This window comes from Thalassotalea profundi, assembly GCF_014653195.1.
Lineage (GTDB): Bacteria > Pseudomonadota > Gammaproteobacteria > Enterobacterales > Alteromonadaceae > Thalassotalea_B > Thalassotalea_B profundi.
The window spans coordinates 121600-143815 of sequence record NZ_BNAH01000009.1; the positions used below are offsets into that span (position 1 = coordinate 121600).

Below are 22216 nucleotides of genomic sequence, written 5' to 3' on the forward strand. Positions count from 1 at the left end.
ATTAACTAATTTCCTTACAAAATGCCTTCATTAGGAGTATCAATATGACAGCACAAGTATCAGAACTATTTAACAACATCTGGAATAATTACCTTGAAGTTACACCTTCAGCTAAAAGAATTCATGAAATATTAGGCTCAGGAGATGACGTGATTAATGATCATGTTGCATACCGAACCTTTAATTTAAAAAAAGTCGGTATAGAAAAACTTGCTCAGCATTTAATTGCACTTGGTTACACAGAGTGTGGTGAATATCACTTTGAAGCTAAAAAGCTTTACGCAAAACATTATGAGCATGCAGATAAAACAATGCCTAAAGTTTTCATCAGTGAATTACTCGTTGAGAAGGTTTCACCAGCAACCCAAGCAATTATTCATAAAATTGTAGAAAGCATTGATGAATCATTAATATCTCAGCAAAACTTCTTATATTCAGGAAAAACTTGGGATATTAGCTTTGCTGATTATCAAACATTACTCGCTGAAAGTGAATATGCAGCTTGGTTGTGTGCATGGGGATACCGCGCAAATCACTTTACTGTAAGTATCAACCATTTAGCACAATACGAAACTATTGATGCGGTAAATAGCACAGTAAAAGCTGGCGGCTTTTTACTCAACACTACAGGTGGCGAAGTAAAAGGAGATCAACAAGTTAAACTAGAACAATCGTCAACTTTAGCTGATAAAGCCCTAGTTCAATTCACAGATCAAGCAGTAGAAATCCCTTCATGTTTCTACGAATTTGCTAAACGCTACCCTTTGGAAAACGGTGAACTATATTCAGGTTTTGTTGCAGCCTCAGCAGATAAAATTTTTGAAAGCACAAATGCAGCTTAATGTTAATAATGAAGGTTAATTAGAAACTAAATACTTGCCTTCTGCTGTACGTAGTATAAAAAGTCAATGACTTCTGTTATTGGCTTTTTTGTTTTTCAAAATAATGTACAAAGCCACTATTATACTAACCTTAACGTTTAATAGGCTAGCATATATTAATTTTGTAATAGCCATTCATATCAATGACAACAACATGTAGAAGAAAAATAAATAGCAAACACTATAAATATATTTAGCCGCTTATTAATTAAGAAAAGTCCAATACTTTTAGTTCTGTTCTTATCAAATTTATCTTGTTTCGCTTGATCGTCATGGCTAATTAAGAGTAAAGTATTAAATCATTTTAATAGTGATAGGTTATTATGGTTACTGATACTGAAGGCTATATACATATAATTGAATATCTTACCGAACACTTAAGTTTGTTTGAAAATTCATCTGCTGCCAACAACTCATCTGAAACCGTTATAGAGGTGATAGAACAAGAATTAAGTGAACAAATAATGATTGTTTGTAACCAAAATGAAGAATTATCATTTAACCAACGTAATATCATAATCAGAGAGATTGATGCTATTGTTTATGATTTAGAAGAAATCCTTTCTGGTGTAATAACGAACCCAATTACCAATTCACAAAAAGAATTTCTGAAAGAATTCGCACTATTGATAAAAAACCTTTTTGATAGTGAAGTTCACACACAATTCCTTTCCTAAAGTTAGCCATCAGCATATATTTTCTATAATATATCGCCCAATAAATCTAGTTCAACATATCAGGTAGTTTAATTATGAAAGCACAAGTAAAGTGGATTTCTGATGAAAAGTTTATTGGTACATCGGAAAGTGGACATAGTGTAGTATTTGACGCTGATGGTGGAAAAAATGCGCCAAGCCCACTTGAAAATATTTTACTCTCACTAGGCGGCTGTTCTTCAGTAGACGTCGTTAGTATCTTAAAAAAATCTCGTCAGAACATCTCAGATTGTACAGTTGAAATTAGTGCTGAGCGTGTTGATACCGTGCCGAGACTATTTTCAGATATACATCTACATTTTATCATAACTGGAGAAGATGTAAGTGAAAAGCAGGTAGCGCGGGCAGTTGAGCTTTCAGCTGACAAATATTGTTCTGTAGCTTTAATGTTAAATAAAACAGTAAATATTACCCATAACTTTTCAATTAAAAATCACTAAAGCTAAATTTCAGTAACTCTTTCTTCTTAGAGAAAGAGTTTACATTACAAATCACTCATCCAATCTAGTTGCTTATTCGCAGCACTTTTCTTCGCCATAAGGTCCTTTATCATTGGGGTCAAAATTAACTCCATTGCTAAACCCATTTTCCCCCCCGGCACGACTAATGTATTAATTCGTGACATGAATGCGCCTTGTATCATATTAAGATAATAAGGAAAATCAACTTGAATACCGTCACGACAGCGAATTACAACAAAACTTTCATCTAATGTTGGAATCGCCTTTGCACTAAAAGGGTTGGATGTATCTACTGTTGGTACCCGTTGAAAGTTAATATGAGTACGAGAAAACTGTGGGGTAATATAAGAAATGTAATCTTCCATGCTCCTAACGATGCTTGCAGTTACGGCTTCTCTGCTATGCCCGCGCTGGTTAGTATCACGAATTATTTTTTGTATCCATTCCAAATTTACAATTGGCACCATACCTATTAATAAGTCAACGTGACTTGCTACGTCATTCTTTTCTGTTACCACACCTCCATGCAAGCCTTCATAGAACAATAAATCGGTACCTTCACCTACCTCTTCCCATGGGGTAAAAGTTCCCGGCATTTGATTATAAGGCACAGCCTCATCAAATGTATGCAAGTAACGTCGCATTTGACCACGACCAGTTTCAGAATAATTTTTAAAAAGTTTCTCTAGCGCATCGAAATCATTAGCTTCGTCACCAAAATAGCTAATTCGTTTTCCACCTTCTTTAGCTTTACGTTTTTCAAGATCCATTTCTGGCCGAGAATAACGATGGAAGCTATCACCTTCTACTTTAGCAGAACGAACACCTAATGAGCGAAAGATATGTTCAAAAGATTCCGTTGTGGTTGATGTACCCGCACCAGACGAACCTGTAACAGCAATTATAGGATTTCTTGATGACATTAATATACGCCTAACAAAATATGGACTAATGTTATACGAATTAACTTAGCTTAGGTCAAGTGATTGAAATCAATTTACCTTTCAAATACCCATAAAAAAACGGAGCTAAGTGCTCCGTTTTAAAATGTTGTAAAAACTTAGTTAGTAACTAATTAAGCTTCTGCACTTGCTTCTTCAACCGTTTCAGCAATCTCTTCAACTGCCGGACGGTCTACAAGTTCAACATAAGCCATTGGCGCTTTATCACCAGTACGGAAACCGCATTTTAAAATACGTGTATATCCACCTGGACGTTCTTGGTAACGTTCACCAAGTTCGTTAAATAAAATACCAACAACTTCTTGATCACGTGTGCGTGCAAATGCTAAACGACGATTTGCTACGCTGTCGGTTTTGGCCAAAGTGATTAGTGGCTCAACAACGCGACGTAGTTCTTTAGCTTTAGCAACAGTGGTTTTAATAACACCGTGCTTAACTAAAGAGCTTGCCATATTGCGGAACATCGCCTGGCGATGACTGCTATTACGGTTTAACTGGCGACCGCTTTTACGATGACGCATAAGTTAATCCTTCTCTCAACTATTAAAAAATGATGACCGACTTAGTCGTTATCAGCAATGCTTTCAGGTGGCCAGTTTTCTAGGCGCATACCTAGAGATAAGCCACGAGACGCTAACACGTCTTTGATTTCCGTTAAAGACTTCTTACCTAAATTAGGCGTTTTAAGAAGCTCAACTTCTGCACGCTGTACTAAATCACCAATATATTGAATTGCTTCTGCTTTTAAACAGTTAGCTGAACGAACCGTTAGTTCTAAATCATCGACAGGACGAAGTAAAATTGGATCAAATAGAGGTTTTTCCTCTTTTTGTTCTACTTCAGTCACATCGCGTAATTCAACGAACGCATCTAGCTGTTCTGCTAAAATGGTTGAAGCACGACGAATTGCCTCTTCTGGGTCCAATGTACCATTGGTTTCCATATCGAGAACTAATTTATCCAAATCTGTACGTTGTTCAACACGCGCAGACTCAACATCATAAGCAATTCTAACAACAGGACTAAATGAAGCGTCAACTAACAAACGTCCTATTGCACGATCTTCTTCCTCGGCTTCGCGTCGAACTGAAGCAGGAACGTAACCACGACCCATTTCAGCTTTAATACGCATACTGATAGAACCATCACCTGTAAGATGACAGATAACATGCTCAGGGTTTGCGATAGTCACATCCCCATCATGTTGTATATCAGCTGCCGTTACAGGGCCTTCACCTGACTTAGTTAAGGTAAGAACTGCTTCATTTTTGCCTTCTAAACCAATAGCAAGCCCTTTAAGATTCAATAGTATTTCAATGATGTCTTCTTGCACACCCTCTTTACTACTGTACTCATGTAATACACCATCAATTTCAACTTCAGTTACAGCACAACCTGGCATTGAAGATAATAATATACGGCGTAAGGCATTGCCTAAAGTGTGACCAAAACCACGTTCCAATGGTTCTAAAGTAACTTTAGAACGAGTTGAACTAACGGTATCAATATCAACCAATCGTGGTCTTAGGAATTCGGTTACGGAACCCTGCATTATGTCCTCTCTTTAAAATGCAACTTTACTTAGAGTAAAGTTCAACAATCAACTGTTCATTAATTTCGGCAGATAAATCAGAACGATCAGGAACACGTTTGAAAACGCCTTCAAGTTTCTTATTATCTACTTCAACCCAAACTGGCTTCTCACGTTGCTCAGCTAAATCTAAAGCCGCGATAATACGCGCTTGAGTTTTAGATTTTTCACGTACAGAAACAACATCTTCGGCTTTAACAGTGAAAGATGGAATATTAACAACAACACCGTTAACTACGATAGCTTTATGGCTAACTAGCTGACGAGCTTCAGCACGAGTGCTTGCATAGCCCATACGGTATACTACGTTATCAAGACGCTTTTCTAAAAGTTGTAACAAGTTTTCACCTGTATTTCCTTTTAAACGAGCCGCTTCTTTATAGTAATTACGGAATTGTTTCTCTAGTACGCCATACATACGACGAACTTTTTGTTTTTCACGAAGTTGAATACCATAATCAGACAAACGACCGCGACGTGCGCCGTGTTGACCTGGAATCATTTCGAATTTACATTTAGTCTCTATTGCTCTTACACCACTTTTAAGGAACAAATCTGTTCCTTCGCGGCGGCTAAGCTTTAACTTAGGACCTAAATATCTAGCCATTATCTTTCTCCAACTATCCTAAAAGTGCCAATTAAACGCGACGCTTTTTAGGCGGACGACAACCATTATGAGGAATAGGTGTTACGTCAGTAATGTTGGTGATTTTAAAACCAGCAGCATTTAAAGCACGGATAGCAGATTCACGACCTGGACCTGGACCTTTAACGAACACTTCAATATTCTTCAAACCAAACTCTTGTGCTGCTTTACCAGCACGATCAGCAGCTACCTGAGCAGCAAACGGAGTAGATTTACGTGAACCACGGAAACCTGAACCACCTGCAGTTGCCCAAGATAAAGCATTACCTTGACGATCTGTAAGAGTCACGATGGTGTTGTTGAAAGAAGCATGAATATGAGCCATGCCATCAGCAACTTGTTTTTTTACGCGTTTACGCGTACGAACTGGTGTTTTTGCCATTGTCTAATCCCTCGTTACTTTTTAATTGGCTTACGAGGACCTTTACGGGTACGCGCATTTGTTTTAGTGCGTTGACCACGTAGAGGAAGACTGCGACGATGGCGTATGCCACGAAAACAGCCAAGGTCCATCAGACGCTTGATGTTCATTGAAACTTCACGGCGTAAATCACCTTCAACGGTGTATTTATCCACTTCAGCACGAAGCAAATCTATTTGAGCTTCGTCCAATTCACTGATCTTAGTTGTTTCTTCGATACCTGAAGCCGCACAAATTGCTTTTGCACGTGTTGCTCCGATACCGTAGATCGCAGTAATGGCGATTACTGCATGCTTACGATCAGGGATGTTAATGCCAGCGATACGGGCCACTAACACATCTCCTATTCTAAATTAAAATTACATCAGGTTGAAAAGCCCGTTAGGATACTCAACCCGTCTTCTTTTTGCAATCGAAGCGGCATTATACAGACTTATCTGCATAATGCTACTGCTAAAGATTTAACCTTGACGTTGCTTATGTTTTGGTTCGATACAAATTACACGAACAACACCAGCACGCTTTACCACTTTACAGTTACGGCAAATCTTTTTTACGGATGCACGAACTTTCATTTTATACTCCGTTAAACCTAGCGGCCATAGCCTTTCAGGTTTGCTTTTTTAAGTACATTATCATATTGATGAGACATCAAATGCGTTTGTACTTGAGCCATAAAGTCCATGATAACAACTACGATGATCAATAATGATGTTCCACCAAAATAGAACTGAACATCCCAGAACATTCTCATAAACTCAGGAACCAAACAGACAAAGGTAATATATAACGCACCGGTTAAGGTTAAACGTGTCATCACTTTGTCTATATACTTAGACGTTTGTTCACCAGGACGGATCCCAGGAATAAACGCACCCGATTTTTTTAGGTTATCTGCAGTTTCACGCGGATTGAAAACCAATGCCGTATAAAAAAAGCAGAAAAATATTATTGCTGCTGTTAAAAGCATCATATATAACGGTTGACCTGGAGAAATCGCAATTGATAACTCCTGCAACACATCAGCAACCATACCGTCACCTTGTCCAAACCAGCTAGCAATAGAGCCAGGGAATAGCAAGATACTAGAAGCAAATATAGGTGGAATAACACCAGCCATATTAACTTTCAGAGGTAAATGAGTACTTTGTGCAGCAAAAACCTTTCGGCCTTGTTGACGTTTAGCATAGTTTACGACAATACGACGTTGACCACGCTCTACAAACACAACAAAGAAGGTTACCGCAAATACGATTACTGCTATTAGCAATAACACCAATAAGTGCAATTCACCTTGACGCGTCATTTCAGCTGTTGTAGCAACAGCTGAAGGCATACCTGCAACAATACCAGCAAAAATGATAATAGAAATACCATTACCAATTCCACGTTCCGTAATTTGTTCACCTAACCACATTAAAAACATGGTGCCAGTAACCAAACTAACTACTGCCGCAAAATAGAAACCGAAGCCGGCATCCATGACTAAACCGGGCATCATACCAGGTAAGCTTTTTGCGATAGCAATAGACTGTACTGTTGCAAGTACTAAAGTACCGTAGCGGGTGTATTGGCTGATCTTACGTCGTCCAGCTTCACCTTCTTTTTTAAGCTCTGCCATAGCAGGGTGAACCACTGTGAGCAATTGCATAATAATAGAAGCTGAAATGTACGGCATAATACCTAATGCCAATACAGAGGCTCGCTCAAGTGCACCACCAGAAAACATGTTAAACATTTCTACGATAGTGCCCTTTTGTTGATCAAACAACTGAGCTAATACAGCGGCGTCAATACCAGGGATTGGCACAAATGAACCTAAACGAAGCACAATTAATGCACCGAATACGAACCACAATCTTTGTTTCAGCTCAGACAAACCGCCTGCGCCTTTGTTATCCATTCCTGGTGTAGCCATAATCTGTATTATTCCTCGATTTTACCACCGGCAGCTTCAATAGCTGCACGAGCGCCTTTAGTTACACCTAAGCCACGAACAGTGATTGGACGAGTAATTTCGCCCGACAGCATAATTTTCGCTGTTACAATGTTACGTGTTACTAAGTTTGCGTCTTTAAGCGCATGAATATCAACAACATCACCAGTGATGCTATTAAGCTCATGTAAACGTACTTCAGCGTGAACTAAAGATTTGCGCGACGTGAAACCAAACTTCGGCAAACGTTGTTTTAATGGCATTTGACCGCCTTCAAAACCTGGACGAACACTACCGCCAGAACGAGATTTCTGACCTTTGTGACCACGACCACCTGTTTTACCTAAGCCAGAACCAATACCACGCCCACAGCGTTTCTTAGCTTTCTTAGCGCCTGGTGCAGGAGATAAAGTATTTAAATGCATTATTAATCCTCCACCTTAATCATGTAAGATACTTGATTGATCATACCACGTACAGATGGAGTGTCTTCTAACTCAACTGTATGATTGATACGACGTAAACCAAGACCCTTCAATGTAGCTCTATGTTTCGGTAAACGACCTATAGAACTTTTTACTTGAGTTACTTTTACTGTTTTAGCCATGCTCAATTACCCCAAGATATCTGCAACGCTCTTTCCACGCTTAGCAGCAACTGCTTCTGGCGACTTCATATTCGCTAGAGCAGATACCGTAGCGCGAACTACGTTGATTGGGTTAGTAGAACCGTATGCTTTTGACAATACGTTCTGTACGCCTGCAACTTCAAGTACTGCACGCATTGCGCCACCGGCAATGATACCTGTACCTTCAGAAGCTGGTTGCATGTAAACTTTAGAACCTGAATGACGTCCTTTAATAGGATGTTGAAGAGTAGTCCCCTTCAAGTCAACAGTTACTAAGTTACGACGAGCCTTTTCCATTGCTTTTTGGATAGCAGCAGGTACTTCACGTGCCTTACCATAACCAAAACCAACGCGGCCGTTACCGTCACCAACTACTGTTAGTGCGGTGAAACTGAATATACGACCACCTTTAACCACTTTTGAAACGCGGTTAACAGCGATTAGCTTTTCAGCCATATCAGTTTGTTGTTGTGTGTTTTCTACATTAGCCATCATCTACTCCTAGAACTGCAGACCAGCTTCACGAGCTGCTTCTGCCAACGCTTTTACGCGTCCATGGTAACGGAAACCCGAGCGATCAAATGCTACAGACTCAATGCCTTTAGCCTTTGCACGTTCAGCGATAGCTTTGCCAACTGCAGAGGCAGCAGCAATGTTACCTGTTTTATCAACTTGGGCACTAACTTCTTTGTCTAAAGTAGACGCTGCTGCGATTACTTCAGAACCAGTTGGAGCGATAAGTTGCGCGTAAATATGACGAGGAGTACGGAATACAACTAAACGATTCGCACCCAACTCGCTGATTTTAGCACGTGCACGCTTTGCACGGCGTAAACGAGATGTTTTCTTATCCATCGTATTACCCTACTTCTTCTTAGCTTCTTTACGACGAACATTCTCATCGCTATAACGAATACCTTTACCTTTATATGGCTCTGGCTTACGGTAAGCGCGAATATTCGCTGCTACTTGACCTACCAACTGCTTGTCAGCACCTTTCAGTACAACTTCAGTTTGGCTCGGAGTTTCAACGGTAATTCCTTCAGGAATAGCATGGTTGATTGGATGAGAAAAACCTAAAGATAAGTTTAAGTTCTTACCTTCAGCTTTTGCACGGTAACCAACACCGTTTAAAACTAATCTTCTTTCAAAACCAGTATTTACACCAATAATCATGTTATTGATTAATGCGCGTGTAGTACCAGCTTGGGCCCAAGCTTCTTTACTTTCAGCAAATACAGTAGTAGAGATAGTGCTATCTTCTTGAGCAACATTTACTAAACTATTGATAGTATGTGAAAGTTCACCAGCTGAACCTTTAACTTTAATGTCTTGACCTGACAACGTTACGGTAACGCCAGCAGGAACAGAAACGGGTGCTTTTGCAACACGAGACATAATTAACTCCTTACGCTACGAAACCGAGGATTTCGCCACCAAGACCCGCAGAGCGAGCGGCGCGATCCGTCATCAAACCTTTAGAAGTAGAAACAATCGCAATACCCATGCCTGCTAATACTTTAGGAAGTTCATTACTACCTTTGTATACACGTAAGCCTGGACGTGAAACACGTTTAATTGTTTCAATTACTTCTTTACCTTCAAAATACTTCAACTCAACAGCAAGCTCAGGTTTTACATCACCTGATACTGAGAAATCTGAAATATAACCTTCTTCTTTAAGCAAGTTAGCAATTGCAACTTTTACCTTAGAAGATGGCATTACAACTGCAGTCTTAGCTGCAGATTGACCGTTGCGGATGCGTGTAAACATGTCCGCGATAGGATCAGTCATCATAACCATTTACTCCCGTGAATTACCAACTAGCTTTCTTAAGACCTGGAACTTCACCGCGCATCATAGTTTCACGCAATTTAATACGGCTTAAACCGAATTTACGTAAATAACCATGTGGACGACCTGTCACGTTACAACGGTTACGTTGACGTGAAGAACTCGAATCACGAGGTAAAGATTGAAGTTTTAATACGGCATCCCAACGTTCTTCTTCTGAAGAATTAACGCTAGAGATGATTGCTTTTAATGCAGCACGCTTTTCAGCATATTGTGCTACTAATTTGGTACGTTTTGCTTCACGAGCTTTCATTGACGATTTAGCCATAACTCTACACCTTATTTCTTAAACGGGAAGTTAAAGGCAGTCAGCAAAGCATGACCTTCCTCATTAGATTGCGCAGTCGTAGTGATAGTGATATCCATACCGCGAATCTTATCGATTTTATCATAATCGATCTCTGGGAAAATAATTTGCTCACGTACACCCATGCTATAATTACCACGGCCATCGAACGATTTAGGGTTCAAGCCACGGAAATCACGAATACGAGGAACAGAAATAGAGATTAAACGCTCTAAAAATTCCCACATACGTTCGCCGCGTAGAGTTACTTTTGCGCCAATAGGATAACCTTCACGAATCTTAAAGCCCGCAACAGATTTGCGTGCTACAGTCGTAATAGGCTTTTGACCTGAGATTGCAGTAAGATCATTCGTGGCATGCTCAAGCACTTTCTTGTCAGAAACGGCTTCGCCAACACCCATGTTCAGGGTGATCTTTTCAATCCGAGGGACTTGCATGACACTTTTGTATTCGAACTTCTTTTGAAGATCGGCTACAACGGTATCTTTGTAAAAATCATGCAGTTTCGCCATCGTTTACTCCAATAATTAAACTAATTCGTTATTAGATTTGAAGAAACGAACTTTTTTGTCGCCTTCAACTCTAAAACCTATACGATCAGCTTTACCCGTTTTAGGGTTAAGGATCGCTACATTTGAAACATGTAGAGGAGCTTCTTTCTCAACAATTCCACCAGGCTGCTGTAACTGAGGTACAGGCTTAGTGTGTTTCTTGATTAAGTTTACGCCTTCTACAAATACTTTGCTTTCTTCAACAAGCACTTTAGTGACTTTACCAGTCTTGCCCTTGTCTTTTCCTGCAAGTACGATTACTTCATCATCACGACGAATCTTAGATGCCATTATCGTGACTCCTTATAGTACTTCTGGAGCTAGAGAAACGATCTTCATGAACTTTTCAGTTCTTAATTCACGTGTCACTGGTCCGAAAATACGAGTACCAATTGGCTGTAAGTTAGCATTCAACATTACTGCCGCGTTTCCGTCAAAACGGATGGTAGAACCATCTGAACGACGTACGCCCTTTTTAGTGCGCACCACTACCGCTGTAAGAACATCACCTTTTTTTACTTTACCGCGAGGAATTGCTTCCTTCACTGCAACTTTGATGATATCACCTATGCGTGCATAGCGACGGTGCGAGCCACCAAGGACCTTAATACATTGCACGCGTCGAGCGCCACTGTTATCAGCAACGTCTAGCTGTGTTTGCATTTGGATCATTTATATGTGCTCCGCTATATATCTTATAAAAGATTAAATTCAAGGCCAAAAATTCGACCCGTCACTGCCTTTCAACCCAACCCAATACGAGCGGGCGCGAGATTATAACACCACTAAATAAAAAGTGGTACTTTATTTAAACAATTTTTAAATATTCAACCACTTTCTCGCACTTTTGAAGTAAAAGACATAAAAAAACAGCCCCATAAGGAGCTGTTCTTAATCAACTAATAAAGCTTAATATTTTAAGCTTTAGTGATTACGTCAACCAATGTCCAGTTTTTAGACTTAGAAATTGGAGCACATTCACGAATAGTTACTACGTCACCCGCATTACACTGGTTCGTTTCATCATGCGCTTTCAACTTAGTTGAACGCGTAATGAACTTACCGTATATAGGATGCTTAACACGACGCTCAATCAGGACAGTGATAGACTTATCCATTTTGTCACTGATAACGCGACCTTGTAGTGTACGAATTTTATCGCTCATTACTTACCAGCCTTTTCAGTTATGATAGTCTTAACACGCGCTATATTGCGACGTACCGTTCTTAGCAAATGAGTTTGTGCTAATTGGCCAGTGCTAGCTTGCATGCGATAGTTAAACTGTTCGCGTAACAAACCAAGCAATTCAGCGTTTAGCTCTTCAATGCTTTTATCTTTAAGTTCGCTTGCTTTCATTACATCACCGTTCTAGTTACGAAGGTTGTTTTGAATGGCAATTTAGCAGCTGCTAATGCAAATGCTTCACGTGCCAATTCTTCTGATACACCTTCCATTTCATAAAGAACACGACCTGGTAGAATTTGACATACCCAATATTCTACAGAACCTTTACCTTTACCCATACGAACCTCAAGAGGTTTCTTAGTAATTGGTTTGTCTGGGAATACTCGAATCCAAATTTTACCTTGACGCTTAACGTGACGAGTCATCGCTCGACGAGCAGATTCAATTTGACGCGCAGTCATACGACCACGTTCAACTGATTTTAACCCGAAAGTACCGAAGCTAACTGAACTACCTACTTGTGCAAGACCGCGGTTGCGCAATTTAAACTGCTTACGGAATTTAGTACGTTTTGGTTGTAACATAACTTATCCCCTACTTGCTCTTGCGGTTATTTCTTTTCTTAGGTTTTGCAGCTGGTTGCTCTGCTGTTAATGGCATATTACCAATAACTTCACCTTTGAAAATCCAAACTTTAACACCAATAGTACCGTACGTTGTTTCACCACGCGCTGTTGCGTAGTCAATATCAGCACGTAAAGTATGTAATGGTACACGACCTTCACGATACCATTCTGAACGCGCGATATCAGCGCCGCCTAAACGACCGCTAACTTCAACTTTGATACCCTTAGCACCTAAACGCATTGCATTTTGTACTGCGCGCTTCATAGCACGACGGAACATAACACGACGTTCTAACTGACTACCAATACTGTCAGCAACAAGCTGCGCATCCATTTCTGGCTTACGAACTTCAGCGATGTTGATTTGAGCAGGAACACCAGCAATTTTAGATACTTGTAAACGTAATTTTTCTACGTCTTCACCTTTCTTTCCAATAACAACACCAGGACGAGCCGTGTGAATAGTTACGCGGATAGATTTAGCTGGACGCTCAATTACGATCTTTGATAATGATGCACGCTTAAGCTTTTCAGATAAATATGCACGAACCAAATGGTCACCGTGTAAGTTATCTGCAAATTCTTTCTTACTTGCAAACCAAGTAGACGCGAAAGGTTTAGTGATACCTAAGCGAATACCATTTGGATGGACTTTTTGACCCATTCTAATATCTCCTAGCTATCAGCAACAATCACAGTAATGTGACTTGTACGCTTAAGGATACGATCCGCACGACCTTTCGCACGAGGTTTAATACGTTTCATTGTAGGACCATCGTCAACCATGATAGTTTTAACGAATAATTCATCAATGTCTGCACCTTCGTTATGCTCTGCATTAGCGATAGCTGAGTTTAGAACTTTTTTCACAAGTTCAGCAGCTGATTTGTTGCTAAATTGTAATACTTCTAAAGCTTTCTCAACGTTTAAGCCGCGGATTTGATCCACAACTAAACGTGCTTTTTGAGCAGAACCACGGGCAAATTTATGTTTAGCAATAGCTTCCATTTAACTTCCCCTTATCTTTTTGCTTTCTTATCTGCGACATGGCCGCGATAAGTACGAGTTGGTGCAAATTCACCTAATTTGTGACCGATCATTTCTTCGGTTACAAATACAGGAACGTGTTGACGGCCATTATGGACAGCTATGGTCAATCCGATCATATTTGGTATGATCATTGAACGACGGGACCAAGTTTTAATTGGCTTTTTATTCCCGCTTTCCAGAGCTTTCTCTACCTTCGTCAACAAGTGTAGGTCAATAAATGGACCTTTCTTGAGAGAACGTGGCATGGTGATTCCTCTTAATTAATAAGTACTATTATTTAGTACGACGACGTACGATAAACTTATCAGTACGCTTGTTTGAACGAGTCTTGTAACCCTTAGTTGGTACACCCCAAGGAGATACCGGATGACGACCGCCTGAAGTTTTACCTTCACCACCACCGTGAGGGTGATCAACTGGGTTCATGGCAACACCACGAACAGTTGGGCGAACACCACGCCAACGTGAAGCACCAGCTTTACCTAAAGAGCGAAGCATGTGTTCAGCATTACCGATTTCACCAAGAGTTGCACGACAATCTGCTTCAATTTTACGCATTTCGCCTGAACGAAGACGTAAAGTTACATAAGCACCGTCTTTAGCAACTAACTGAGCATAAGCACCCGCCGCACGAGCGATTTGAGCACCTTTACCTGGTTTAAGTTCGATTGCATGAATAACACTACCTAATGGAGTGTTACGCAATGGTAATGTATTACCTACTTTGATAGGAGCATCAACACCAGACTGGATTGAATCACCAGCTTTTAAGCCTTTAGGGGCTAGGATGTAACGACGTTCGCCATCTGCATATAACACTAACGCAATGTTAGCTGTACGATTTGGATCATATTCCAAACGTTCTACTTTAGCAGGGATACCATCTTTAGTACGTTTAAAGTCAATCAAACGATAGTGTTGTTTATGACCACCACCAATATGACGAACAGTAATACGACCATTATTGTTACGACCACCTGATTTAGATTTAGTATCTAATAATGGAGCGTAAGGCTTACCTTTGTGCAACTCTGGGTTAACCACTTTAACTAAGTGGCGACGACCCGGAGAAGTTGGTTTACATTTTACTATAGCCATTTATCCCTCTCCTATGCTTCTGCGCCAACGAAGTCTATATCAGAACCTTCAGCAAGAGTAACGTACGCTTTTTTCCAGTCGCTTCTGCGACCAAAACGAGCACCTGTACGTTTTGTTTTACCCTTAACATTTAAGGTACGAACACCTTCAACTTTAACTTCGAAAAGTTTTTCAACGGCAGCTTTGATTTCAGCTTTTTTTGCATCAGTTGCTACTTTGAAAACAACTGTGTTGTTCGCTTCAGCAGCCATTGTGCTTTTCTCAGAAATGTTCGGTGCTAAAAGCACTTTTAACAAACGTTCTTCGCTTATCATGCTAACATCTCCTCAATTTGCTTAACTGCAGAAGCAGTAATCAATACTTTTTCAAAACCTACTAAGCTTACTGGGTCGATACCCGCTACATCGCGAACGTCAACTTTATAAAGGTTACGAGCAGATAAGAATAAGTTCTCATCAACTTCAGGAGTTACAATTAAAACATCTTTTAACTCTAACCCTTTTAACTTAGCGACTAATTCTTTAGTTTTAGGCGTTTCAACTGCAAAATCATTTACCACTACTAAGCGTTCTTGACGAACTAACTCAGATAAGATGCTAGCAATAGCACCACGGTACATTTTACGGTTTACTTTTTGGCTGTGATCTTGAGGCTTAGCAGCGAATGTTACACCACCAGTTCTCCAAATCGGACCACGAGTTGTACCAGCACGCGCTCGGCCAGTACCTTTTTGACGCCATGGTTTTGCACCACCGCCACTTACTTCTGAACGAGTTTTCTGAGCACGTGTACCTTGACGAGCACCAGCTGCATATGCAACTACTACTTGGTGTACTAATGCTTCATTGAACTCACGTCCGAAAGTTGCTTCAGAAACTTCAAGAGCGCCTGACGCGTCTTTTAATGCTAATTCCATCAAAATTCTCCTCAGACGTTAAGCTTTAACAGCTGGTTTAATGATTACGTTACCGTTAATTGCACCCGGAACCGCACCTTTAATAAGAAGCAAGTTACGTTCAGCATCAACGCGAACCAATTCAAGGTTTTGTGTCGTTACACGCACAGCACCCATGTGACCAGACATTTTTTTGCCTTTAAATACGCGACCTGGTGTTTGACACTGACCGATCGAACCATTTGAACGATGCGATAGTGAGTTACCATGTGTCATATCTTGAGTACGGAAATTCCAACGCTTGATACCGCCTTGGAAACCTTTACCTTTAGATGTGCCGGTTACGTCTACTAATTTTGTTTCGTTGAATACTTCAACAGTAATTTCGCTACCAGTAGCTAATTCAGCGCCTTCACCTTCCGCTAAACGGAATTCCCATAAACCACGCCCTGCTTCAACACCTGCTTTCGCAAAGTGACCAGCTGCAGGCTTGTTTACACGGTTAGCTTTCTTAGTACCCGTAGTTACTTGAATAGCTGAATAACCATCGTTGTCTACAGTTTTAACCTGAGCAACACGGTTGGCTTCAACTTCTAGGACTGTAACAGGAGTAGATACACCATCTTCAGAGAAGATGCGAGTCATACCCACTTTACGTCCAACTAGACCTATAGTCATGTTAAAACTCCTATTAACCCAAGCTAATTTGAACGTCAACACCAGCTGCTAAGTCTAAACGCATTAATGCGTCTACAGTCTTTTCAGTTGGCTCTACGATATCAATTAAACGCTTGTGAGTACGAATTTCGTACTGGTCACGTGCATCTTTGTTAACGTGTGGTGAAGTCAAGATAGTGAAGCGCTCTTTGCGAGTAGGAAGTGGAATTGGACCACGAACCTGCGCACCAGTACGCTTAGCTGTATCTACGATTTCAGCTGTTGATTGATCAATCAAACGATGATCGAACGCTTTCAAACGAATGCGAATTCTTTGATTTGACATTAATCAAATCCCCATAATATAAAGAACAACAAAATACTGCCCATCACCTTTTTATTGAAAAGGGGGGAGTATCGCTATAAACATTCAACCCCCTATCGGGGTTGCTGTATGAACTAAATTCTCTCGAAGCAATTTAGTTATTCTCGTTGGCTAGACCAAACGTGAGCGCGAATTATACATGAACATAAAAAAAGAGCAACATATAATTACCTTATTTAGTATTACTGCTTTTCCTTATCCCGAAATTATTAAATGTTGTTTGTTGACAATGACTCTTACTTTAATCGTTGATCTGTTTATATTGTAATCCATTAAACGGCGGGGATAACTTATGTTCTGCTTTATATAGATTGATTTGTCATTGACTTCTGACGTTGATTTTCTTGTGAGTATTCAAACATATTAAAAAGGTACCTTTGATAATTTAAGAGTATCTCCTATTGGTGCATACTATTAAACGCAACTATATATAAGTTAAAACTACTCGAAAGTACTTTCGCCTCCCAGTTAATACTATCAATTAAATCGCTCTTAAACTTATTATAAAATAATTAATCCACCTTTTAACTTTGTTATTATCGTCCTATAAGCAAAGTGCACATCAAAAGGTGGCAAACGTTGAAAATTACTTTCTGATAAACAAATATGAGTGGCTCTGCTTATATATATACTAAACTTATAATGCATTTATTTTTCAATAGCTGTTTTTGTTTTATTGAACTTCTGATATACTCGCGCGCAAATTTTCAACAATTCATTTTCATAAATAGAGTAACCTAATGGCAGATTTAGCTAAATACAGAAACATTGGTATATTCGCTCACGTTGATGCTGGTAAAACAACTACGACTGAACGTATCCTTAAATTAACCGGTAAAATTCATAAAGCTGGTGAAACACATGATGGTGAGTCAACAACTGACTTCATGGAACAAGAAGCTGAGCGCGGTATTACTATCCAGTCTGCTGCTGTAACTTGTGAATGGAAAAAACACCGTTTTAACGTAATCGACACCCCAGGTCACGTTGATTTCACAGTTGAAGTTTATCGTTCACTTAAAGTACTTGACGGTGGTATCGGCGTATTTTGTGGTTCTGGTGGTGTTGAGCCGCAATCAGAAACTAACTGGCGCTATGCTAACGATTCTAAAGTTGCACGTTTAATTTTTGTTAACAAATTAGACCGTTTGGGTGCAAATTTTTACAGAGTTACAGAGCAAGTAGAGAATGTACTTGGTGCTCGTCCATTAATCATGACATTACCAATAGGTGAAGAAGATGATTTCGTTGGTGTAGTGGACGTATTAAGTCAAAAAGCTTATGTTTGGGATGACACAGGTCTTCCTGAAAATTATGAAATAACTGATATTCCAGCTGATATGGTTGATGATGCCGCCTCATATCGTGAACAGTTAATTGAGACAGCGCTGGAAGCTGACGAAGACCTATTAATGGAATATTTAGAAGGTGAATTAACACCTACTGAAGAACAAATTAAAGCGTGTATACGTAAAGGTACTAACGAATTATTATTCTTCCCTACATATTGTGGTTCAGCGTTCAAAAACAAAGGTATGCAACTAGTACTTGATGCTGTTGTAGATTATTTACCATCACCAACAGAAGTAAGCCCGCAGCCATTAACTGATGAAGAAGGTGAGCCAACAGGAGAATTTGCAATTGTTGATGCAAAAGAAACCTTCAAGGCTTTAGCATTCAAGATTATGGATGACCGTTTTGGTGCACTAACGTTCGTACGTATCTACTCAGGTACATTGAAAAAAGGTGATACAATTCTTAACTCATTCACAGGTAAAACTGAGCGTGTAGGCCGTATGTGTGAAATGCAGGCTGACGACCGTACAGAGCTTACTGAAGCTCAAGCTGGTGATATCATTGCTATTGTTGGCATGAAAAACGTTCAAACTGGTCATACTTTATGTGATCCTAAAGCTCCATGTACTTTAGAAGCAATGGTTTTCCCAGCACCTGTAATTTCTATTGCTGTTGCACCAAAAGATAAAGGTGGTTCAGAGAAAATGGGTATTGCAATTGGTAAAATGGTTGCAGAAGATCCTACTTTCCAAGTTGAAACCGACGAAGACTCAGGTGAAACCATCCTTAAAGGTATGGGTGAATTACATTTAGATATTAAAGTGGATATTCTTAAACGTACTTACGGTGTAGACCTTATTGTTGGTAAACCACAAGTTGCGTACCGTGAAACTATTACTCAAGAAATTGAAGATAGCTACACACATAAGAAACAATCTGGTGGTTCTGGTCAATTCGGTAAAATTGATTACCGTATCCGTCCAGGCGAGCCAAATTCAGGGTTTACATTTAAATCAACAGTTGTTGGTGGTAACGTTCCTAAGGAATTCTTCCCTGCGGTTGAGAAAGGTTTTAAATCAATGATGGAAACTGGTGTACTTGCTGGCTTCCCTGTATTAGATGTTGAAGTTGAGTTATTTGATGGTGGTTTCCACGCAGTTGATTCATCTGCTGTAGCATTTGAAATTGCGGCTAAAGGTGCTTTCCGTCAATCAATTCCAAAAGCTGGTGCTCAGTTAATCGAACCGATTATGAAAGTTGATGTATTCACACCTGAAGATCACGTTGGTGATGTAATTGGTGACTTAAACCGTCGTCGTGGCATGATCAAAGATCAAGAAGCTGGTGTTACTGGCGTTCGTATTAAGGCTGATGTTCCACTTTCAGAAATGTTCGGTTATATCGGATCATTACGTACTATGACATCTGGCCGTGGTCAATTCTCTATGGAATTTTCTCACTATATGCCTTGTCCAAATAACGTAGCTGAGCAAGTAATTGCTGAAGTTAAAGAACGTAACGCTAAAAAATAATTAACTACTTTTAGCTTAAGTTATAAAGCCCTACTAATTTTTAGTAGGGCTTTTTTATTACCTGTAAAAACAGCATCACATGTTGTGTAAGTTAATTACTAAAAATAAAATGGTATTGGTCGCAATAATTATTCAACTAAACTTGTGCCCATTAACTTTCATGAAAATATCAGTATTATAAACCCAAACACATAAAATCTAGGATTGGGTATTCACCCATGTCAGAAAAGGAAAGTAATATATGTTGAAGTTAACTAAAATCGCCCTCGCAACTGCTTTACTTAGCACAACAACGTTGAGTAATGCCGAAAATTTCTCTTTTAAAACTCAAGTAGATACTCAATCAGATACATTAGTCGTTTTCCATGGTAAAAATACCGTAGGTGATACTTTTTCTCATTATGATAAGAAAACAGAAGGTCAATTATCAAAAGCAATTAAAGCTGAAAAATTTGAAGGTGGTACCGGTAAATTCGTTACTATATTAGCACCACATAACCTTGATTACGAACGAGTATTGATTGTTGGTGTGGACGATAATGCTCTTAGCAAAAATAAATTAAGCAAGCTAGGTGGCGATCTATCGGCCCAATTAGAGCAAGATAATATTGAAACGATCACAATAGCCGCAGATGGTTTAGGTCAAAATAATGCTCAAGCTACGGCATTACTCGCACATGGCATAAATTTAAGAGCCTATCGATTTGATAAGTACCAAAAAGAAAAACGCCAAAGTAAAAACTACTTTTTCGATGTAGATAACGGACAGCAAAGCCAAGATGCATATACTCCATTATCTTATATTGAAAGTGGCGTATTTCTTGCGCGAGATTTAACAAGTGAAACAGCAACAGAAATGACGCCTATTGAATTTGCGGATGCCGCCAAATCTTTAAAGAAATTAGGTGTTAAGGTTAAAGTTTTAACGCCTAAAGATCTTAAAAAACTAAATATGGGAGCACTTGAAGGCGTTGGTCGTGGCAGTACGAGTGGCTCAAGATTAGTTGTCGCTCATTACGAAGGAAGTAAAGATGCACCAATTGCATTAGCAGGAAAAGGAATTACCTTTGACTCTGGTGGCTACAACATAAAAACTCATAGTTCAATTGCCCACATGAAGGTCGATATGGCTGGAGCTGCTGCTGCACTTGGAACAGTTAAGGCCCTTGCCTTAAGTAAAGCTAAGGTAAATGTGGTTGCAGTAATGGGTATGGCTGCCAATATGATATCTGAGAATTCTGTGGCTCCTGGTGATGTACTTACGACAGCTGAAGGGCTTACTATTGAAATAACGAATACTGATGCTGAAGGGCGTTTAGTGTTATCAGATACTATGTGGTATGCGCGTACTAAATATAAACCAAGTATCCTAGTCGATTTAGCTACATTAACAGGGTCAAAAGTAGGAGCTGTAGGTAACGAATATGCCGCGCTTTTCTCAGAAGATGATCAATTAGTCGAAGAACTTACCTTTGCAGGTAAACAAGTAAATGAAAACCTTTGGCGTTTACCGCTAGGCTATAAAGATAAACTGAAAAGCAATATTGCTGATTTACGTAATACCGGTACTGGTGGCCCCGGCGCTACAACTGCTGCAACCTTTTTGCAACACTTTGCTGGTGATGTTCGTTGGGCACATTTAGATATTGCCGGAAATGCTTTAGCTAGCTCATCAAAAGGAGAAGTTCCTAAAGGAGGTACAGGTTATGGTGTTCGTTTGTTAACCGAATGGATCCTTCATAAAGCTAATTAGCTCTTTAAATTAATACTACATTAAAGCTAACTCAGTGCTAATTTGAGTTAGCTTCTATATGTTTTAATTTATAATCAACATCAACTGCCTTTCATTACATAAACTAGGTTCTTTACTATATTGATTAATTCTTTAATCCAATTACTATAATCGTGTGGTAGACTGAATAAAAAATTTTTATATATTACGATGACAAGCAATAAACTTCTAGCCCAAGCCCAAGCCGTTTGCAGCAAGCGTGGTGTTCGTTTCACAACAGCACGAGAACAGGTATTCGTCCTATTAGCAGAATATGAAGGTGCTATTGGAGCTTATGATCTCCTTGAAAAACTGCAATCAATTGATCCAGCAGCTAAACCTGCGACCATTTATCGCGCTTTAGATTTTTTAAGCAAACAAGGCTTCGTTCATAAAATAGAATCTATTAATGCTTTTGTGTTATGCCATCACTTTGGTGATTGTAACCATCCCGTTCAATTACTTATATGTGATTCTTGCGGTCATGTAGAAGAAATTCAATCAAACAACTTAGACCTCGCCCTAAAAACAATGGCTGACGCTAGCAGATTTACTATTACTCATCAAATTGTAGAAGCACATGGAAGTTGTCAAAACTGTAATTAAAGTGAGCGAACTTCAACTTTTCTTGTTTCCCTTTATAACTACTCACATTTAATCCTAAAAATTGTGCTTTTTATCGTAATCATTAAAGCTTTGACTTAACATTTAGTTTACTTTTATGGTATAAAATTGCGCTCCCACATTCCCTCAGTAGTTAGGCCA

At 39.5% G+C, this 22216-nt stretch carries 35 protein-coding genes; 6 read left to right on the top strand and 29 right to left on the bottom strand.

The window, feature by feature from the left end:
* Nucleotides 1–44 precede the first annotated feature (44 nt).
* The 3 genes from IE155_RS11985 to IE155_RS11995 all read left to right on the top strand — a co-directional run bounded on the left by IE155_RS11985 (nt 45) and on the right by IE155_RS11995 (nt 2037).
* Nucleotides 45–842, top strand: a complete 798-nt coding sequence (locus IE155_RS11985; RefSeq protein ID WP_189378491.1) for a DUF1338 domain-containing protein — start codon at nt 45–47, stop codon at nt 840–842.
* Nucleotides 843–1204: 362 nt separating this feature from the next.
* Complete coding sequence (locus tag IE155_RS11990; RefSeq protein ID WP_189378492.1) at nt 1205–1558, top strand: DUF3802 family protein; 354 nt, start codon at nt 1205–1207, stop codon at nt 1556–1558.
* A gap of 74 nt (nt 1559–1632) precedes the next feature.
* Nucleotides 1633–2037 carry an OsmC family protein gene (locus tag IE155_RS11995; RefSeq protein WP_189378493.1) on the top strand — a complete coding sequence of 135 codons (405 nt, stop codon included), beginning with the start codon at nt 1633–1635 and terminating at the stop codon, nt 2035–2037.
* Nucleotides 2038–2081: 44 nt separating this feature from the next.
* Here IE155_RS11995 and IE155_RS12000 read toward each other — a convergent pair whose 3' ends face one another.
* The 29 genes from IE155_RS12000 to rpsJ all read right to left on the bottom strand — a co-directional run bounded on the left by IE155_RS12000 (nt 2082) and on the right by rpsJ (nt 16813).
* The gene (locus tag IE155_RS12000; protein WP_189378494.1) at nt 2082–2981 is read right to left on the bottom strand and encodes a phosphoribulokinase; all 900 of its coding nucleotides are present in this window, start codon (nt 2979–2981) and stop codon (nt 2082–2084) included.
* 152 nt (nt 2982–3133) lie between these two features.
* A complete protein-coding gene (rplQ, locus tag IE155_RS12005) occupies nt 3134–3541 on the bottom strand; it encodes a 50S ribosomal protein L17 (RefSeq protein WP_189378495.1) in 408 nt (135 codons plus the stop codon).
* Between the two features lie 41 nt (nt 3542–3582).
* Nucleotides 3583–4572: a DNA-directed RNA polymerase subunit alpha gene (locus IE155_RS12010; protein WP_189378496.1), complete on the bottom strand. Its 990-nt coding sequence runs from the start codon at nt 4570–4572 to the stop codon at nt 3583–3585.
* A gap of 25 nt (nt 4573–4597) precedes the next feature.
* Complete coding sequence (gene rpsD / locus IE155_RS12015; protein ID WP_189378497.1) at nt 4598–5218, bottom strand: 30S ribosomal protein S4; 621 nt, start codon at nt 5216–5218, stop codon at nt 4598–4600.
* A 31-nt stretch (nt 5219–5249) separates the two neighbouring features.
* Nucleotides 5250–5639, bottom strand: coding sequence for a 30S ribosomal protein S11 (rpsK, locus tag IE155_RS12020; RefSeq protein ID WP_076420861.1), 390 nt, complete (start codon nt 5637–5639; stop codon nt 5250–5252).
* 14 nt (nt 5640–5653) lie between these two features.
* A complete protein-coding gene (rpsM, locus tag IE155_RS12025) occupies nt 5654–6010 on the bottom strand; it encodes a 30S ribosomal protein S13 (protein ID WP_189378498.1) in 357 nt (118 codons plus the stop codon).
* A 129-nt stretch (nt 6011–6139) separates the two neighbouring features.
* Nucleotides 6140–6253, bottom strand: a complete 114-nt coding sequence (rpmJ, locus tag IE155_RS12030; protein ID WP_189378499.1) for a 50S ribosomal protein L36 — start codon at nt 6251–6253, stop codon at nt 6140–6142.
* A 17-nt stretch (nt 6254–6270) separates the two neighbouring features.
* Nucleotides 6271–7596 (bottom strand): preprotein translocase subunit SecY, encoded by a 1326-nt coding sequence (gene secY, locus IE155_RS12035; RefSeq protein ID WP_189378500.1) that lies wholly within the window; start codon nt 7594–7596, stop codon nt 6271–6273.
* 8 nt (nt 7597–7604) lie between these two features.
* A complete protein-coding gene (gene rplO / locus IE155_RS12040) occupies nt 7605–8039 on the bottom strand; it encodes a 50S ribosomal protein L15 (RefSeq protein WP_189378501.1) in 435 nt (144 codons plus the stop codon).
* A gap of 2 nt (nt 8040–8041) precedes the next feature.
* Nucleotides 8042–8221, bottom strand: a complete 180-nt coding sequence (rpmD, locus tag IE155_RS12045; protein WP_189378502.1) for a 50S ribosomal protein L30 — start codon at nt 8219–8221, stop codon at nt 8042–8044.
* A 6-nt stretch (nt 8222–8227) separates the two neighbouring features.
* On the bottom strand, nt 8228–8734 hold the full coding sequence (rpsE, locus tag IE155_RS12050) for a 30S ribosomal protein S5 (RefSeq protein ID WP_189378503.1): 507 nt from the start codon (nt 8732–8734) through the stop codon (nt 8228–8230).
* Nucleotides 8735–8743: 9 nt separating this feature from the next.
* Nucleotides 8744–9097 (bottom strand): 50S ribosomal protein L18, encoded by a 354-nt coding sequence (gene rplR / locus IE155_RS12055; RefSeq protein WP_189378504.1) that lies wholly within the window; start codon nt 9095–9097, stop codon nt 8744–8746.
* Nucleotides 9098–9106: 9 nt separating this feature from the next.
* Nucleotides 9107–9640 (bottom strand): 50S ribosomal protein L6, encoded by a 534-nt coding sequence (rplF, locus tag IE155_RS12060; RefSeq protein WP_189378505.1) that lies wholly within the window; start codon nt 9638–9640, stop codon nt 9107–9109.
* A gap of 10 nt (nt 9641–9650) precedes the next feature.
* Nucleotides 9651–10040, bottom strand: coding sequence for a 30S ribosomal protein S8 (gene rpsH / locus IE155_RS12065; protein WP_189378572.1), 390 nt, complete (start codon nt 10038–10040; stop codon nt 9651–9653).
* Between the two features lie 19 nt (nt 10041–10059).
* Nucleotides 10060–10365 carry a 30S ribosomal protein S14 gene (gene rpsN / locus IE155_RS12070; RefSeq protein ID WP_189378506.1) on the bottom strand — a complete coding sequence of 102 codons (306 nt, stop codon included), beginning with the start codon at nt 10363–10365 and terminating at the stop codon, nt 10060–10062.
* An 11-nt stretch (nt 10366–10376) separates the two neighbouring features.
* Nucleotides 10377–10916: a 50S ribosomal protein L5 gene (gene rplE, locus IE155_RS12075; protein ID WP_189378507.1), complete on the bottom strand. Its 540-nt coding sequence runs from the start codon at nt 10914–10916 to the stop codon at nt 10377–10379.
* 15 nt (nt 10917–10931) lie between these two features.
* On the bottom strand, nt 10932–11246 hold the full coding sequence (gene rplX, locus IE155_RS12080) for a 50S ribosomal protein L24 (RefSeq protein ID WP_189378508.1): 315 nt from the start codon (nt 11244–11246) through the stop codon (nt 10932–10934).
* 12 nt (nt 11247–11258) lie between these two features.
* Nucleotides 11259–11627: a 50S ribosomal protein L14 gene (rplN, locus tag IE155_RS12085; RefSeq protein ID WP_189378509.1), complete on the bottom strand. Its 369-nt coding sequence runs from the start codon at nt 11625–11627 to the stop codon at nt 11259–11261.
* 245 nt (nt 11628–11872) lie between these two features.
* Nucleotides 11873–12121, bottom strand: a complete 249-nt coding sequence (gene rpsQ, locus IE155_RS12090; protein ID WP_189378510.1) for a 30S ribosomal protein S17 — start codon at nt 12119–12121, stop codon at nt 11873–11875.
* Nucleotides 12121–12312: a 50S ribosomal protein L29 gene (gene rpmC / locus IE155_RS12095; RefSeq protein WP_189378511.1), complete on the bottom strand. Its 192-nt coding sequence runs from the start codon at nt 12310–12312 to the stop codon at nt 12121–12123. Before rpmC ends, rpsQ begins: the two co-directional genes overlap by 1 nt.
* The gene (gene rplP, locus IE155_RS12100; RefSeq protein WP_189378512.1) at nt 12312–12725 is read right to left on the bottom strand and encodes a 50S ribosomal protein L16; all 414 of its coding nucleotides are present in this window, start codon (nt 12723–12725) and stop codon (nt 12312–12314) included. Before rplP ends, rpmC begins: the two co-directional genes overlap by 1 nt.
* A 10-nt stretch (nt 12726–12735) precedes the next feature.
* Nucleotides 12736–13431, bottom strand: a complete 696-nt coding sequence (rpsC, locus tag IE155_RS12105; RefSeq protein WP_189378513.1) for a 30S ribosomal protein S3 — start codon at nt 13429–13431, stop codon at nt 12736–12738.
* Nucleotides 13432–13442: 11 nt separating this feature from the next.
* On the bottom strand, nt 13443–13775 hold the full coding sequence (gene rplV / locus IE155_RS12110; protein WP_189378514.1) for a 50S ribosomal protein L22: 333 nt from the start codon (nt 13773–13775) through the stop codon (nt 13443–13445).
* 11 nt (nt 13776–13786) lie between these two features.
* Nucleotides 13787–14062: a 30S ribosomal protein S19 gene (rpsS, locus tag IE155_RS12115; protein ID WP_184425255.1), complete on the bottom strand. Its 276-nt coding sequence runs from the start codon at nt 14060–14062 to the stop codon at nt 13787–13789.
* Nucleotides 14063–14090: 28 nt separating this feature from the next.
* Nucleotides 14091–14915, bottom strand: coding sequence for a 50S ribosomal protein L2 (gene rplB, locus IE155_RS12120; protein WP_189378515.1), 825 nt, complete (start codon nt 14913–14915; stop codon nt 14091–14093).
* Nucleotides 14916–14926: 11 nt separating this feature from the next.
* Nucleotides 14927–15229, bottom strand: a complete 303-nt coding sequence (rplW, locus tag IE155_RS12125; RefSeq protein WP_184425251.1) for a 50S ribosomal protein L23 — start codon at nt 15227–15229, stop codon at nt 14927–14929.
* On the bottom strand, nt 15226–15831 hold the full coding sequence (rplD, locus tag IE155_RS12130) for a 50S ribosomal protein L4 (protein ID WP_189378516.1): 606 nt from the start codon (nt 15829–15831) through the stop codon (nt 15226–15228). Before rplD ends, rplW begins: the two co-directional genes overlap by 4 nt.
* An 18-nt stretch (nt 15832–15849) precedes the next feature.
* Nucleotides 15850–16488 (bottom strand): 50S ribosomal protein L3, encoded by a 639-nt coding sequence (rplC, locus tag IE155_RS12135; RefSeq protein WP_189378517.1) that lies wholly within the window; start codon nt 16486–16488, stop codon nt 15850–15852.
* Nucleotides 16489–16501: 13 nt separating this feature from the next.
* Nucleotides 16502–16813: a 30S ribosomal protein S10 gene (rpsJ, locus tag IE155_RS12140; RefSeq protein ID WP_019026497.1), complete on the bottom strand. Its 312-nt coding sequence runs from the start codon at nt 16811–16813 to the stop codon at nt 16502–16504.
* A 779-nt stretch (nt 16814–17592) separates the two neighbouring features.
* Here rpsJ and fusA point away from each other — a divergent pair.
* The 3 genes from fusA to zur all read left to right on the top strand — a co-directional run bounded on the left by fusA (nt 17593) and on the right by zur (nt 22057).
* Nucleotides 17593–19680, top strand: coding sequence for an elongation factor G (gene fusA, locus IE155_RS12145; protein WP_189378518.1), 2088 nt, complete (start codon nt 17593–17595; stop codon nt 19678–19680).
* A gap of 241 nt (nt 19681–19921) precedes the next feature.
* Complete coding sequence (locus tag IE155_RS12150) at nt 19922–21433, top strand: leucyl aminopeptidase (RefSeq protein WP_189378519.1); 1512 nt, start codon at nt 19922–19924, stop codon at nt 21431–21433.
* 189 nt (nt 21434–21622) lie between these two features.
* A complete protein-coding gene (zur, locus tag IE155_RS12155) occupies nt 21623–22057 on the top strand; it encodes a zinc uptake transcriptional repressor Zur (protein ID WP_189378520.1) in 435 nt (144 codons plus the stop codon).
* Nucleotides 22058–22216: the final 159 nt, after the last annotated feature.